The sequence below is a fragment of the Photobacterium piscicola genome (assembly GCF_900166965.1).
Classification (GTDB): Bacteria; Pseudomonadota; Gammaproteobacteria; order Enterobacterales; family Vibrionaceae; genus Photobacterium; species Photobacterium piscicola.
This window is the reverse complement of sequence record NZ_FUZI01000002.1, coordinates 386,618-402,908: the sequence shown is the minus strand read 5'-3', so window position 1 is coordinate 402,908 and position 16,291 is coordinate 386,618. Positions and strand designations below refer to the sequence as shown.

The 16,291-nt window shown below is 38.8% G+C and carries 11 protein-coding genes; 9 read left to right on the top strand and 2 right to left on the bottom strand.

What is annotated here, in order from left to right; translation table 11 throughout:
• The first annotated feature begins 9 nt into the window (after positions 1-9).
• The 7 genes from sigZ to CZ809_RS08000 all read left to right on the top strand — a co-directional run bounded on the left by sigZ (position 10) and on the right by CZ809_RS08000 (position 8,779).
• Positions 10-552, top strand: a complete 543-nt coding sequence (gene sigZ / locus CZ809_RS08030; protein WP_080156893.1) for an RNA polymerase sigma factor SigZ — start codon at positions 10-12, stop codon at positions 550-552.
• A 108-nt stretch (positions 553-660) separates the two neighbouring features.
• Entirely contained in the window at positions 661-2,244 is a 1,584-nt protein-coding gene (gshA, locus tag CZ809_RS08025) for a glutamate--cysteine ligase (protein ID WP_080156892.1), read from the top strand.
• A 26-nt stretch (positions 2,245-2,270) separates the two neighbouring features.
• Entirely contained in the window at positions 2,271-4,058 is a 1,788-nt protein-coding gene (locus tag CZ809_RS08020; protein ID WP_080156891.1) for an ABC transporter ATP-binding protein, read from the top strand.
• Positions 4,051-5,868 carry an ABC transporter ATP-binding protein gene (locus CZ809_RS08015; RefSeq protein ID WP_080156890.1) on the top strand — a complete coding sequence of 606 codons (1,818 nt, stop codon included), beginning with the start codon at positions 4,051-4,053 and terminating at the stop codon, positions 5,866-5,868. Before CZ809_RS08020 ends, CZ809_RS08015 begins: the two co-directional genes overlap by 8 nt.
• A 46-nt stretch (positions 5,869-5,914) precedes the next feature.
• On the top strand, positions 5,915-7,375 hold the full coding sequence (locus CZ809_RS08010) for a glutathione synthase (protein WP_080156889.1): 1,461 nt from the start codon (positions 5,915-5,917) through the stop codon (positions 7,373-7,375).
• Positions 7,376-7,504: 129 nt separating this feature from the next.
• Complete coding sequence (locus CZ809_RS08005) at positions 7,505-7,978, top strand: hypothetical protein (RefSeq protein WP_235865862.1); 474 nt, start codon at positions 7,505-7,507, stop codon at positions 7,976-7,978.
• A gap of 177 nt (positions 7,979-8,155) precedes the next feature.
• The gene (locus tag CZ809_RS08000; RefSeq protein WP_080156888.1) at positions 8,156-8,779 is read left to right on the top strand and encodes a MarC family protein; all 624 of its coding nucleotides are present in this window, start codon (positions 8,156-8,158) and stop codon (positions 8,777-8,779) included.
• A gap of 89 nt (positions 8,780-8,868) precedes the next feature.
• On the opposite strand, the gene CZ809_RS07995 is transcribed toward CZ809_RS08000, so the two are convergent.
• Together CZ809_RS07995 and CZ809_RS07990 are read right to left on the bottom strand one after the other, a co-directional pair.
• Positions 8,869-9,258: a hypothetical protein gene (locus CZ809_RS07995; RefSeq protein ID WP_235865860.1), complete on the bottom strand. Its 390-nt coding sequence runs from the start codon at positions 9,256-9,258 to the stop codon at positions 8,869-8,871.
• Between the two features lie 510 nt (positions 9,259-9,768).
• Positions 9,769-12,426 carry a nitrate reductase gene (locus tag CZ809_RS07990; RefSeq protein ID WP_080156887.1) on the bottom strand — a complete coding sequence of 886 codons (2,658 nt, stop codon included), beginning with the start codon at positions 12,424-12,426 and terminating at the stop codon, positions 9,769-9,771.
• Between the two features lie 424 nt (positions 12,427-12,850).
• Here CZ809_RS07990 and cobA point away from each other — a divergent pair, with 424 nt between their 5' ends.
• Together cobA and nirB are read left to right on the top strand one after the other, a co-directional pair.
• Positions 12,851-13,726, top strand: coding sequence for a uroporphyrinogen-III C-methyltransferase (gene cobA / locus CZ809_RS07985; protein ID WP_080156886.1), 876 nt, complete (start codon positions 12,851-12,853; stop codon positions 13,724-13,726).
• A 14-nt stretch (positions 13,727-13,740) separates the two neighbouring features.
• Positions 13,741-16,287 (top strand): nitrite reductase large subunit NirB, encoded by a 2,547-nt coding sequence (gene nirB / locus CZ809_RS07980; protein ID WP_080156885.1) that lies wholly within the window; start codon positions 13,741-13,743, stop codon positions 16,285-16,287.
• The last annotated feature ends 4 nt before the right edge of the window (positions 16,288-16,291 follow it).

Sequence of the window (16,291 nt, the reverse complement as noted above, 5' to 3'; positions counted from 1 at the left end):
CAAGGGGTTATGTTAGAACAATGGTTGTTACATCAAGATCAGCTTCGACGCTATGTGGCGAAGCAACTCGGTGATGCTGATTTAGCGGATGATATTGTTCAAGACGTCTATATTAAAGCAAGTAATAATCTACACCAACTGACTTCTTCCACAAAATTTAAAAGCTGGATTTACCGTATTGCTCAAAATCGCATGATTGATCATTATCGTGAGCATCAATATTTTATTGAGTTACCAGAAGATTTAGCTGCCAATGATGATGATTTGATATCAGATGAATATGAGCAATTAGCATTGTGCTTATATCCATTAATTGATTCATTACCAAAGAAATACGCAGAGCCGTTACGTTTAGCTGAACTTAAAGGCATGCCGCAACAAGAAGTCGCTAATCAATTAGGATTATCATTGTCTGGTGCTAAAAGCCGAATTCAGCGAGCTCGCATTAAATTTCGTGAGCAATTAGTGGCATGTTGTGATTTTGAATTTAATCAAAACGGGCAGATTGTCTATGAACGAAAAATAACACCAACGTCAGAAGGTTGCTGTTAGTTATTGTTTTTATTTAATATTATTTTAATTTAATCTTTTTCTCTTTTTTTTGCGTCTTTTTTCATGTTTGTTCGTCTTATAAGAGTTAATACTTTTTGCGAAATAAAAATGAAAGATAAACATAATAAAAATACCACCAATGCGATCACGTCTTTTTTTAGCCAATATCAGGCGTTGTATTCACTAAAGGGTATTCGTCGTGGTATTGAAAGAGAGACAATTCGTAGCACAGCTCAAAAGCGTATTTCTCCATTAGCGCATCCTATGGCTTTAGGTGCGGCGTTAACACATCCATCAATAACCACTGACTTTGGTGAAGCTCAGATAGAATTAGTCACGCCAGCAATGAGTGATCGTCATGATACGTTTCATTTTTTAGCCACATTACATCATTTTGTAGCCTCGCATTTACCTGACGATGAAATATTATGGGGAGCGAGTATGCCTCCTATTTTACCTAATGATGATCAAATTAAGATTGCTGATTATGGAACGTCAAATGCTGGGCAGTTAAAGGCACTTTACCGTCAAGGGTTAGCAAACCGTTACGGTAAACGCATGCAGTTGATTTCAGGTATTCATTATAATTTTTCATTGCCAGAATCGTTTTGGACAGCGCTGCATTTATACACTCAAAGTGATTTACCGTTAGATGAGTTTATTTCTGAGCGGTATTTTGATTTGATACGTAATGTATTACGCCATGGCTGGATTATTGCTTATTTATTTGGCGCATCACCTGCGGTTGATAAAAGTTATTTGGTCAATAAAGCTCACGATCTTCAACGCTTGGATGAGGAGACATATTATTTGCCATGGGCAACCTCATTGCGGTTAAGTAATTTGGGATATAGCAGTAATGAACAGTCACTTTATTCGGTGAGTTTTAATTCTAAACAAGGGTATTTAGATGATCTGTATAAGATATTAAACCAACCAAGTGAACGTTATATTCATTTGCGTGACAATCAACAGATTAATAGCTCAGTTTTGCAATTAGAAAACGAATTATACGGTACAGTAAGACCTAAAATAGTCAGTGATAATTTGCGACCGTTATATGCCCTTTGTCATCATGGTGTGCAATATATTGAATTACGTAGTGTTGATAATAACCCTTATCTTCCCTTTGGCATTAGTGAAGCACAAACTCAGTTCCTTGATATTTTCATGACTTACTGTGCTTTAACACCCAGTATTAAAATGACAACTCAAGAGCGTTCGATTATTGATAAACGTCAGCAATTAGTCGCAATTGAAGGGCGTAAACCTGGAGTTATGTTGCCGACATTAACTGGTGAACAATCATTACAAGATCTTGCTGAGGATATGTTTTCTGCGTTACTGACGGTTGCAAAACAATTTGATATTGCTTTTGACACTCATGCTTATCAAGACGTTCTTCAACAAGAACTGCATAAAGTACATCAACCATCATTAACACCATCTGCTCAGATGTTGGCACAAATGATAGCTGAAAATATGTCATATAACACGTTAGTTCATTCTTTGTCACAGCAGCATCTGCCAACATATAAAAAAGCAGATATAGCCGCTGATGAGATTATGACTTTACAATTTTTAGCACAAGAGTCACACAATAAACAGCAACAGATGGAGCTTCAACAAGGGATGAATTTTGATGTATATCTGCAACAGAAAAATACATTGCAACCTGATTGCGAACAATAAAAAGATAGGTTAAGGCGAAGTAAGTTATGGCTATTATTTGGAAGTTACGCCACTACATTAGAATGTTTGCTAAGCAATATTTGATTGCCATTGTTGCCTTGCAAGTGGTTGCTTTACTTAATTTGATTCCATCATGGTTAATTGGTCATATTGTTGATGATATCAGTCATGATAGATTGAATTTATCGTCCTTACTCATTGATATTAGTGGAATTGTTGGATCTGCTTTAGCAATGTATGGCTTACGTTATATATGGCAAAGCCGATTATATGGTGCTGCTATTGGCATAACACGCGTGCTACGACAAGATTTGTTTCACCAATTATCTTTATTGTCACCGTCATTTTATGCTCGTCGTAGTACTGGTGATTTGATGGCACACGCAACTAATGATCTAAGCGCAGTAGAAGAATCTACGGGTATGGGGATTATGACGTTAGTGGATTCTTTTATTGCGGGCTTTACGGTTATTTTTGGAATGATCTTTGTTGTTAGTGGTCAGCTAACAGCGGTTGCTCTGCTGCCTTTCCCGTTATTAATTTATTGTACGCATCGATATGGTTCGCGTTTACATCAAGCATTTGATGCCGCTCAAGCCAGTTTTTCTGATTTAAATGAAGAAGCCCGTGAAACCGTCGCTGGCGTGCGAGCCGTTCGTTCACATGGCATTCGTGCGCGCCAAGAACAGCGATTTGAACAATCGTTAGATAATACGCTCACGACGAATCTTGCTGTCGCTAAAGTGGATGCGGCGTTTGCACCAACGGTTCAAGTTATTTATGGCTTTTCTTTTGTTTTGTCATTGGCTTATGGCGCATGGTTGATTTCACAGGGCAATATAACCATTGGTTTATTTACGACATTTACCCTTTATTTGGGGCAATTAATGGGGCCATTTATGCAGTTTGGGTGGCAATTTAATGTGTTTCAACGTGGTAATACATCATGGTCACGCTTAGAAGCATTATTTGCAGAGCAGCCGGATGTAAAACAAGGCAGTGAAATATTACCTGAAGATGCTGAACCGAATTTAGAAATCAATATTGTTGAATTTGCTTATCAAGATGCCAATCAATGTGCGCTGCAAGATATTCAAGTTAAGGTACCAGCGGCAGGATTGGTTGGTATTACAGGCCCAACGGGAAGTGGCAAAAGTACATTGTTGCATTTAATCATGCGCCAATTTCCACTGACAAAGCCCTCTGAAATTTACATTGGTGGCTATGGTACTGATTTACTGACGTTTGATAGCTTACGTCAACATTTAGCCTGGGTACCTCAAAAGCCGTTGTTATTCTCCGGTTCAATTGCTGAAAATATTGCTTTTGCTCAACCTAATGCAACACGTGAAGAAATTATGCATGTTGCTGAAATGGTAGCGATTAAATCTGAAATTGAAGCAATGCCGCAGGGGTTTGATAGTATGCTTCGTGAAGGTGGGACTAACTTATCTGGTGGGCAGCGACAACGATTAACCCTTGCTCGCGCATTGCTTTCTGGTGCCAATATCTTGTTATTAGATGACCCATTTAGCGCTTTAGATATGAAAACGGAAGCGATCATTCGTAAAAATATGAAGCTACATTACGGGCATAAAACGATGGTATTAGTGACGCAGCGTTTAGCTAATTTGATTCATGCGGATCATATTTTGGTTTTGGATCAAGGGCAGATAGCCGAACGAGGCACTCATGCTGAATTAATGCATCAACAAGGGTGGTATGCAACGGTTTATCAACGTCAAACACATTTGAATTCAGCGGGAGCGACGAAGACACAGTCTACATTGTCAGCAGAGGTGACGCATGCTTAAAACGACGGCGGGGGAAACAACGTTATTTTGGCGATTACTGGCTTATTCATTGCCTCATAAAGCCCGATTCGTGGTGGCGTTTATGTTGTTAGCTGTCGCGGTGGCTGCTGAGATGACGATCCCTTGGTTAGCGAAGATTATTGTTGATGATGTGATTGTGCCGCAACACTTTGAATGGCAACACCTTGGTTGGCTTATCGTTGCGGTAATGGGATCTTATTTAATTGCTGCACTGTTTTCTTATTGGCAAGCGGTAACATTTCGTCACAGTGCATTATTGGTTATCAATGATATACGTCGAAATTTGTTTAGCCATATATTGAATTACCCAATTCGTGTTTTTGATAAACAACCAGCGGGTACTTTGGTGTCATATATTACTAATGATACTGAATCAATGCGTGAAATGTTTGTGTCGACCATTCCAACGATTATTCAAGGTGGATTACGAATTAGCGCGATTTTTATTGCGATTGCAATGCTGGATTGGCGCTTGATGTTATTGAGCTTAGTGCTGATTCCAACCTTGTTGTTTACGATGCATTTATATCGAAAAATCTCAATGCCAGTATTTAATGGGGTTCGAGAGCAGATAAGCTCTATTAATGGTCGATTAAATGAGTCGTTACAAGGCATGGCATTAATTCAAGCCTTTAGACAGCAAGATGCTTTTCGAAATAAGTTTGAGCAGGAAAATCAACGATGGTTTGCATTTCGGTCTAAATCTATCGGTATTGATAGCTTAATGTTGATTCCGTTAACCCGCCTAGTGTCTACATTAACTGCAGCGGGCATTGTGGCATGGTTTGCAACCGGATCGTTAACTACCGTTATTGATGTGGGTACGTTATATGCTTTCTTAAACTATATTGAACGCTTTTTTGACCCCTTTAGACAGCTATCAATGGAGCTACGAAAGTTGCAGATTGCGACAGTATCATCAAAGCGTATTTTTGAACTGTTTGATGATAAACCTGAACCTCAATCTTCATTAACAATGAATGTTGCGATGCCGCCACAATGTGATATCGAATTTCGCAATGTTAACTTGAGTTATGAAGAGGGGCAGCCTGTTTTAAAAGATGTTAGTTTTGTCGCTAAAGGTGGGAAATTTACTGCGATAGTTGGACACACCGGCAGTGGAAAAAGCTCTATTATCAATGTGTTGATGCGTTTTTATCAACATCAGCAAGGACAAATATTGGTTGGTGGACAGCCGTTAGTGTCGATCCCTGAAGCTCAGTTGCGCAAAATGTTTGGTTTAGTTTCTCAAGATCCAACCATTTTTAGTGGCTCGGTGCTTGATAACATTGAATTGTCGCATGCGACACTGAATGAAGAGCGTGCGATTAATGCTGCTAAACAGGTGCGAGCGGATGATTTTATTCAACGCTTAAATGGCGGTTATCATCATCGTCCAAGCATTGGTGGTGGATCGTTATCGGTTGGAGAGCGCCAATTATTAGCGTTGGCGAGAGCGTTATCTCACAACCCACAGGTGTTTTTATTAGATGAGGCCACCGCCAATATTGATAGTGAAACAGAAGAAGCGGTCAAAATTGCCTTGGATAATATTCAAGATGGCAGAACAGTCATTATTGTCGCTCATCGACTATCGACGGTTCAAAATGCAGATCAAATCTTAGTGATGAATCAAGGTCAAATTGTCCAAAGTGGAACACATGATGCTTTAATTACTCAAGACGGAGATTATCGAGATCTCTATTTAGCACAACAAGAGCAGCAGCAAAATGAACAATTAACCACAACCTTTGGACTCACATCGGCAACCCTGTCGTCGACATTATAGATAAACATCAGTGTCAAATTAGGCTAGATTAAAGAGCGATTAAAGTATGAATATCAATAAAAAAACAGTGATTGCACCACAGATTATTGAAGATGTTTGTGAATGGGCAATTATGCATGGTGTGGCTTTTCGTCAAGCGGATAATACAGCCAAGCACTGTCCATTGAGTATTGCTCCGATGACGATAGAGCGAGAGGTTTATGCGCATTTACGTCGTGTGGTGCCGCTTCTTACTAAATTGATCAGTAATGTGGCTGAAGATCCTGATTTTTTACAATCCTCATTGAGTGATATGGCAAAAGCGGATCCTTTCTTTGGTCGTTTAATGGCGCTTCATCAGCAAATTCATGGCACAGCCACTCACCCACTTGATCCTGCTCGTCAGCCATTACTGTTAATGCGAACGGATTTTATGGATGATCGTCAATATGGCGCTAAAGTCATTGAATTTAATGGTATTGCTGCGGGGATGGCTCCATTTGGACAACGTGCAACTGAATTTCATGCCTTTATGCAACGCCAATGGCCTGAAACCTATCAATCATGGTTAGAAGATGCCGCTGCCATACCCGCTGAAAATGAAGGCTTAACACAATTAGCTAATGGCATTGTGACCGCTGCAACCCAAATAAAAGCCGATTTTAATGAGCAAGGCTCACCGGTATTTTTAATGGTGGTGCAGAAAAATGAAGATAATGTTTATGATCAGCATCTGTTAGAAATAGCGTTGCAGCAACAAGGCGTGCGTACCGTAAGACGTACCTTTGAACAATTAAGTGCCCAATTAATAACTGGCCCAAATCAACGCTTGATCTTAGACGGGGTTGGCGCGGTAGATGTGGTGTATTTACGTGCGGGTTATCAATATTCAGATTATTGCGCTCCCGAGCTTAATGAAGCGGTGTGTTGTTATACTTTAAGCCAAATGCGCGTCTTTATTGAGCAGCACCATGTTGCTCTTAATGCTACGGTTGGTCAGCAGTTGGCAACCAGTAAAACGATGCAAATGTTATTAACCATGATGCCAGCCCAAGAGTATGTCCGTTGGGGAGTTACACTTGAAGAAGCCCAGCTAATTAAAAGTGTGTTAGCAGAAATGAAGCCGATTAATACTGATACGATTCATTGGTTTAATACTGAAGCGATAAAAAGTGAATGGGTACTTAAGAATCAAGGTGAGGGCGGTGGCCACTGTGTTTTTGGCGATGATATTAGTGCAACGTTAGCGAAATTAACGGTTGCTGAATATGATGCTTGGGCGTTAATGCAGCGTTTATATCCTCATGAACGAGACGTACCTACTGTTGCTATTCGTGATGCTAAAGCGACGGTTGTGAATGATTTAGTCAGTGAAATAGGTTTATTTACCGCTTATTTTAAAGGCCAGCCCGTTACTGACCTTGATGGTTACGCGGGATATTTAATTCGTAGTAAGCCTGCAAGTGAAAATGAAGGTGGCATTCATAGTGGTAAAGGTATTTTAGACTCTTTAGTATTGATTGATTAACACTGCAGTATAAAAAACTGTATAAATACCAAAGCTGAAAATAAAATTACGGTAAAAGCTATTGCGTTATTATCGCTAATAGTCATATTAGATGACTATTAGCGACATTTAGCCATTGGAGTGCACGCAGTGCTTAACCGAACTACCGTTATTTCTTCATTTTTGCTTTCATTAAGTTTTATGGCTCCTAGTGCCTTTGCTGGTACGACACAGCACAATAGTTACCAAGCGCTCCCTGCGCAAAATGAAATCGTGACCAAAACAGATTTCGGTAATCAAGCTTATATTTTTCATTTTACTAATAACGGCCAACGCTTATCTCGCATTGATTTTCTTGATCATATGGAAACACGAGCAACAGCATGCCGTAATTGGTTATATGTGCCTGCTTTCAGTAATTTAAATGTTGCGGATGAAATTGTATTACGCGTAAATACTCACTACGATCCTACAACACATAATTGTACTGCATATGCTTATTCTGGTAATAATTCAGGCAATATGGACAAAGTACTGACATTATTTCAAAAGAAAGAGTATGTCGATATTGCTGGATTTAATCTCTCTGCGAATGGATTTACCGCGGCAGCTGAGAAATTGTAAAATCGAGTTATTATCTTTTTATTGATATCTTTCAAAAAGATATCAATAAATTGAAATTAGACGTTTATTTGTAGCATTGTCAGGCTAGGTTTATAACCAAAACTAAAATCTTTAATAGAATAAGATAACTATCTTATTAGTAAATGGAATTTGTATTCATTATCGGAGAGGTGATTTTTGCTTGGTATTATAATTACTCAGTTTGTTGTGCTTTGGGCTGTTATTGATCCTATCGGGTCGGTGCCAGTTTATTTATCACAGACTCAACATTTAACATTAAAACAGCGTCGTAAAGTGGCATTAAAAGCTGTTGCGATTGCGAGTGGCGTTTTGATTTTTTTCTTAGTCGCTGGGCAATTATTACTTGAAGCAATGCAAATTCCACTGCCTGCATTTCAGGCGGCTGGTGGTTTAGTACTATTACTGTTTGCGTTAACGATGATTTTTGGTGAAAGTAAGCCAGAACAGGAACAAAAATTAACTCAAGATATTAGTCATTCAGAACTTGCGGATCTCGCTGTTTATCCTTTAGCTATTCCCTCGATAGCCTCTCCTGGTGCCATGATGGCGGTGGTGATGTTAACTGATAACCATCGTTATTCAGTGGTGGATCAAGCAATAACCGCAGGGGTGATGGTGGCGGTTTTATTTGTCAGTTTGCTATTACTACTGAGTGCGACAACAATTCAAAAATGGATTGGTAATATTGGTGCCGCTATTATTAGCCGTGTAATGGGATTGATTTTAGCCGCAGTTGCGGTGAACAATTTATTACAAGGAATTAAAGATTTTTATATTTAGTTTAAATAGAGTAGTACTAATATAAATAGTATCGTATCTAAATTAAAAAATATAATTACAGGTGGTTAAATAAATAACCACCTTTTTTATTACTGGCAGTTACCAGATAAACCATTATTAATGCGGTTTTGTTGTTGAGTTTTACCTGAATTAATAATTTCTTGTTTTACATATTCAAGCGTTTTATTTGGTGTTTGAGCATGAAGTTGTTTTGCAATAGTATTAATTTTGGCTGTATTACCTGCCGCCGCATAGTTTGCACCCAGTGCAATAAGCGCTGCCGAACCTCTCATATCATGATCCGTCTTTGCGATATGCTCTAATGTATTTAGGCCAGACATATCACAATGATCAAGTTTTTCAGCGGCTTGAACTAAGTCTTCGCCTAATACCATATTACCTGCAGCCTCTTTAATTGAATTACAACCTGCGAGTACTGTGCTTGATAATAATAATGTAATTAGAATTGATTTTTTCATGATAGATCCTGTTATATTGGATAATAATAGATTCATATATGTTCATTAAATAATAATATATGTTGAAATGTATTTATTTAATGGGTGTCTGCATTGGAAATAGATGCTAAAGATTATTTAAATTACATGCAAATATATACGCAGCGAGCAAAAAAATAACTGTAAACTATTATTTACGTAATTGAGAGTTATTATCATTTGTATTTGAATGTGACAAAATATTATTGTGTTCTAATGTTAGCGTTTACTTTTTTGTTACATTTAAAACTATTGTTATTTATTAGGTAGTTAATGTTTGTTTTCGTTTTCTAAGGCTCTCAATGGATATTTTCAACGCTTTAAATGTAAAATATTTATTGTGACGATAAATATTTTTAATCAAACTGGTGGATTTTATAAGATCGAATAAAAAACAAGCTTCTTATTGTTTGTTTTATGGTCATTTTAGAACGGGTGTTAAATACGCTTAGTAAGCAAGAGCATGGAGTATGTTTATTTAACCGTCGTGATCTATTGTTGATTGAGTAATGCTTCTAATTCAGCCCAGCAACCACCACACCCTGTACCAGCGGTTGTGGCTTGACTTAATGCTTCTACATTTTGTATGTGTTTTTCAGTGATAGTTGATACTAATTGTTGTTTGGTTATTTGCTTACAAGCGCAAATAATTTTAGGTGCTGCAATATTGTCTTTGCCATTGAGAAATTGATGCAATGCTAATTCATCACTGCGACAGGTAAGAATGTTTGCTGGTGGGTTAATCATCGGCTTATTGTTATTTTCTTGAATCAGTAGTGAACGGACACATCGGTCATTATTCAGCATGATAATTCGGCGATGTTGAGCGCTAATTGCTCTTAAATGGGTAGCCGATGTTGGCATAAAATAGCGAACCAATATTTGTTCTAATACGTTGAGGTTTAAGGCTGAATTAATATGATATTGATAGCCTGCTGTGACTTTTTTAGATACCCAATAAAGTGTTGTCTGTGATGGTAAGTTTGCTAATGTTAGTGCTGTGGTGGTGGTTAATATAGCTTCAGTGGTGAAAGGAATTGGCGTTAATTGAATTGGGGTCGCTTTATACTGCGGTTGCCCTGAAATAGGATCTTGTTGCTCTCCAATTAATGAACAGACACTGCCTGATGATGATGTTTGCTGTGTCCAATGAATCGCAATAAACGCATTGTTAGGTTGAACATCATTACTTATATGTGCTCGAAAAATAGCATGGCCATGTTGACTCTTTACACTGACAAGATGGTTATTCTTGATCTGATATTGTTTAGCATTTGAGGGATGGATTGCGATCAGTGGTTCTTGGGTGTGATGAGCAAGGGTGGCCGAAAGCCCCGTTCGTGTCATGGTGTGCCATTGATCACGCACTCGACCTGTATTTAATAGTAATGGATATGTGGTTGATATATTTTTAATCAGTGGCTTATAGTCTGTTTTAACAAAACGAGCACGACCATCTTGAGTGGGGAAAATGCCATCACTGAATAAGCGTGGCTGGTGTAGAGCATCATTATTTAACGGCCATTGCTGCGGTAATAAAGTATCGTATTCGTGTGCAGTAAGATCACTTAACCCACTTAAATTAAGCAAACGTGGTGTTTGGTGTGGGTGATTATTTTGGGCTGTTAAAGCGACATGCTCAGCAAATATTTCAGCTTCATTGGTGTAATGAAAACTTTCTTTAAATCCCATTCGTTGAGCGACTTGAGTAATGATCCACCAATCAGGTTTAGCTTCACCTTGAGTTGGCATTAAGCGACGTTGACGAGAAATGCAACGTTCTGAATTGGTAACTGTGCCTGATTTTTCACTCCAACCTTGAGCCGGGAGCTTGATCGTTGCATGGCGTAAAGTATCATTATTATCGACACAATCTGACACGATAACACATGGACATTGCGCTAACGCTTGATGAACTTTATGGCTATTGGGCAAGCTGGCTGCAGGGTTGGTCGCGATGATCCAAATAGCTTTTATTTTCCCTCGGGCAACTGCATCAAACATATCCACGGCTTTTAAACCGGGGTGGGTGACAAGGTTATCTGTTTGCCAAAAATTACGTAAGAGTTGCCAATGTTCTGGATGCTGAAAATCAAGGTGAGCGGCTAAGGTTGTTGCTAATCCTCCAACTTCTCGTCCCCCCATTGCATTAGGTTGGCCAGTAATAGAAAAAGGGGTTGCTCCTGGTTTTCCTATACGTCCAGTAGCTAAATGACAGTTAATGATAGCATTGACTTTATCTGTACCTGATAGCGATTGATTCACACCTTGAGAATAGACGGTGACAGTGCGTGGATTATCAGTAAAGAGTTGATAAAATTCATTTAGTTGTTGTTTGCTAATACCTGTTAATTGACTGATGTCAGCCGTTTGTTCTAAAGCTGTTGCGGTTGCTAAAGCGGACTGAATATTATGAGTATGAGCATTAATATAATCATGATCAAAACCGTTATTATTGTTTAAATAATTTAATAAACCCGTAAATAATGCCACATCACTGTCAGGTGTAATCGCAAGGTGTAAGTCTGCAATATCGCAGCTTGCGGTATGACGAGGATCGATGACCACGATTTTAGTGTGATGTTTTTTTTGTGCTAGTTTTAAGCGTTGAAAAAGGACTGGGTGGCACCAAGCAAGGTTAGAACCGGTTAGTATTACCACTGCTGCAGCGTCTAAATCATCATAACAGCCTGCGACACAATCTTCACCAAAAGCCCGTTGATGTCCTGCAACTGCTGATGACATACATAAACGTGAATTGGTATCAATATTTGCTGTTCCAATGAAGCCTTTTGCTAATTTATTAATGACATAATAATCTTCTGTGAGTAATTGTCCTGACACATAAAAAGCGACCGAATCAGCACCATATTTTGTAATTGTTTCTTGTAACTGCAAAGTGGTTTGATTTAATGCTTCATTCCAACTTACGGGTTGATTTAATATTTGAGGGGTTAACATTTTATTATCGCTAACCAGTGTTTCTACTAAATTTAATGCTTTTGAACATAACAGCCCTTTATTAGCTGGATGGTGTGAATCTCCTTTTATTTCAAGTTTTCCATTATTATTTATTCTGGCTTCTATTCCACAACCGACACCACAATAAGCACAAGTGGATTTTACCCATGATGTTTTTTCATTATCCATTGGTTGAAGTTCCTTTATAAATAATAAGATTAAAAATATATACTTAATAAATAGCAATATATATACCAGAGCTGTAGTTGCGTTAGTTTTTGTTTGTTATTGTTGATTATTTGTTTTTTATTAATAGGTTAGGTTTGTTTGTGTGCTTTGTTTATAATTATTAATTAATTAACAATGCCAAGGTTTGATTATTTTGGTGCAATAATAATGAGCAATGCACTATAAAGGTGTTTATTATTAGTCTTAATATTTTTATTGTAAGAGATCTATTTATTGGTTTTATTTTTAAGTTATTTAAATTCAACGAATTGGCAAGGATAAATATAGTTTTATTAGTGACTGGCATTAAGTTTGCTTTAGGAAATAAGACATAAATATAAAGCCAAATAAGTCAATCTTCATCCATATAATATCGAGGTAAACCATGAAGCCATTGAAGCCGCAACAATATTCGTCTCTTACTGATGACATTAATACTCGATGGTGCCAGATAACACAAGCCGTCGATGCTAATAATAACCAAGGCAGCGTGACATTAGTCGGAGCGGGTCCTGGTGATCCCGATTTGTTGACCTTGAAAGCATTAAAAACATTAGAGAGCGCTGATGTTGTGGTTTATGACCGTTTAGTCAGTGATGCGATTATGGCGTTAGTACAATCGAACTGCCAAACCATTTTTGTTGGTAAAGCAAAGGGGCTGCAAAGCTTGCCTCAAATGGCGATTAATCAATTATTAGTGCATTTAGCACACCAAGGAAAGCAAGTGTGCCGTTTAAAAGGTGGTGATGCATTTATCTTTGGTCGCGGCGGTGAAGAAATTCAGTTTTTGCGCCAACGCGGAATTAAGGTTGATTTAGTGCCAGGGATTACTGCCGCTAGCGGTTGCAGTGCTTATGCTGGTATTCCATTAACCCATCGAGGCGTCTCTCAAGGGTGTACTTTCGTCACCGTTCATACTGAAAAAGAGGCTGTAATTGCATGGCAAGCTTTGGCTGAGCTTAAACATACCTTAGTGTTTTATATGGGGTTATCCAAAGTTGATTTGATTTGTCGGCAATTGATCAATGCCGGATTAATAGCAACAACACCGGCGGCAATAATTGAAAAAGGCTGTACTGATGAGCAACGTGTTATTAACGCTACATTGGCAACACTCCCTCAACAGGTTAAACAACAACACATTGTATCGCCAGCGTTAATTATTATTGGTGAGGTGGTGAAGTTAAGTGAGAGCTTAGCTTGGCATTCATTAAAAATAGAAAGTTTAACCTCGTACAATAAACCTCAAAAATGGGCATAGATAAGGAGATCAAAATGAACAGAACACGGGTGGTTATTGTTGGCAATGGCATGGTTGGGCATCATTTTATTGAACAAGTTTTAGCGCGAGATAGTGAGCAAAATATAGCGTTAATCACGTTTTCAGAAGAAGATCGTTTAGCCTATGATCGGGTTCAATTGAGTCATTATTTTAAAGGCAAAACGGCTGCAGATTTAGCGCTTGCTCATGAGTGTGATTACCAACAAGCGGGGGTCAGTTATCATATTAATCAGCGAGTGATGAAGATTGATTGTGCACATAAAATGATCATAACGGATGATGGTGAAGAGGTAGCTTATGATCGTTTGATTTTAGCTACTGGATCATATCCTTTTGTGCCTCCTATTATGGGTAATGATGCTGAACATTGTCATGTTTATCGAACTATTAATGATTTAAAAGCCATTGCGGCATCTGGTAAACAAAGCCAAGTTGGGGTTGTGATTGGTGGCGGATTACTTGGACTTGAAGCTGCAAATGCATTGCAAAATATGGCGTTAGAAACCCATGTGGTTGAGTTTGCCCCTCAGTTAATGGCGGTTCAACTTGATGAGGGCGGTGGTGAGCTATTACGTCAAAAAATAACAGCCCTAGGGGTCAATGTTCATACCAGCAAAGTCACTGAAAAAATTGTAGCGGGTGATCAGTGTCGTTATAAATTAATTTTTGCTGATGGCACAGAATTAGAAACGGATATGGTGGTATTTTCTGCTGGCATTCGTCCTCAAGATGCCTTAGCGAAACAAGCTGGTTTAGCTATTGGTGAGCGTGGTGGAATCGTGGTTAACGATCATTGTCAAACCAGTGACCGTGATATTTACGCTATTGGTGAGTGCGCACTATGGAATAATCGTATTTTTGGTTTAGTGGCACCGGGTTATAAAATGGCACGAGTTGCAGCATCGATAGTTTGTGGTATTGATGCGGTGTTTACTGGTGCTGATATGAGTACTAAGTTAAAGCTTTTAGGGGTAGATGTCGCCAGTATTGGTGATGTTCATACTACGATCGATGCTGCGCAAGTGTTCACTTTATCCAATGATGTTGAGCAAAGTTATCAACGGATTATTGTTTCAGAGCGAGGTGATAAATTACTTGGGGCAGTGTTAGTTGGCAATGTTGAGCAATATTCTCAACTATTGCAACTCACACTGAATCAATCACCATTACCTAGCCCACCATCGCTATTATTAATGCCTCAAGCCTTAGCGGCGATGACACCAACAACAGAAGATAGCTTGAGTGATACCGCGCAAGTGTGTTCATGTTTTGATGTTAATAAGGGACAGATTTGCCAAGCTGTTGCTGAGGGGTGTGTTGATATGACACAGCTTAAAACAATGACTAAAGCCAGTACGGGATGCGGCGGGTGTGCTTCTTTTGCAAAACAAATCATGGAAGTAGCATTAGCAGCAAGAGGACATGAGATCAATCATTCTCTATGTGAACATTTTAGTTATAGTCGCCAACAATTAGCCGATATTATTCGTGTTAAGAAGATCAAAACCTTTAGTGCATTATTAACTGAATACGGCTCAGGACTAGGGTGTGATATTTGTAAACCTACCATCAGTTCAATCCTCGCATCATTTTGGAATGACTATATTCTTGAACCACAACATATTGGCTTACAAGATACAAATGATGTTTATCTCGGTAATATGCAAAAAGACGGTACGTATTCAGTGGTGCCTCGTATTCCAGCCGGAGAGATCACCCCTGAAAAATTGATTATCTTAGGGCAGGTAGCACAACAATTTAAGCTCTATACCAAAATTACGGGTGGGCAACGGATTGATTTATTTGGCGCGCAATTGCATCAGTTACCTCAGATCTGGCGCTTACTTGTTGATGCGGGATTTGAGACTGGGCATGCGTATGGTAAATCCGTTCGTACTGTAAAATCATGTGTGGGCTCGACGTGGTGTCGTTATGGAATGGCTGACAGTATGGCATTTGCGATTGATCTTGAAAATCGTTACAAAGGCTTGCGTTCCCCTCATAAACTCAAATTTGCTGTTTCTGGTTGTACTCGTGAATGTGCTGAGGCGCAGTCAAAAGATATTGGTGTAATTGCAACTGAACAAGGCTGGAATTTATATATTGCAGGTAATGGTGGTATGCGTCCTCGTCATGGGGATTTGTTTGCTGCTGATCTCGATAATGACACTCTGATTCAATATATCGATAGAATATTGATGTTTTATATTCGTACCGCAGACCGATTACAGCGTACTTCCGTATGGCTTGAAAATCTTGATGGTGGCATTGATTATTTACGCCAAGTAGTGATTGAGGATGCACTCAATATTGCCTCGGAGCTTGAGCAAGAAATGGCACAAAGTCTGAGCCTTTATCAATGTGAATGGAAAACCACGCTTGAATCACCGCAAAAGCTGCGTCGGTTTCAACATTTTATTAATAGCCATCAACCTGATTTGGGATTGGCTTATCAAACTGTTCGTGAACAACGTACGCCGAGAGTGTGGCCTGAAAGTGGTGAGACTATTGCGGTTGTTAACATTACCGATCAAGGATAAATTA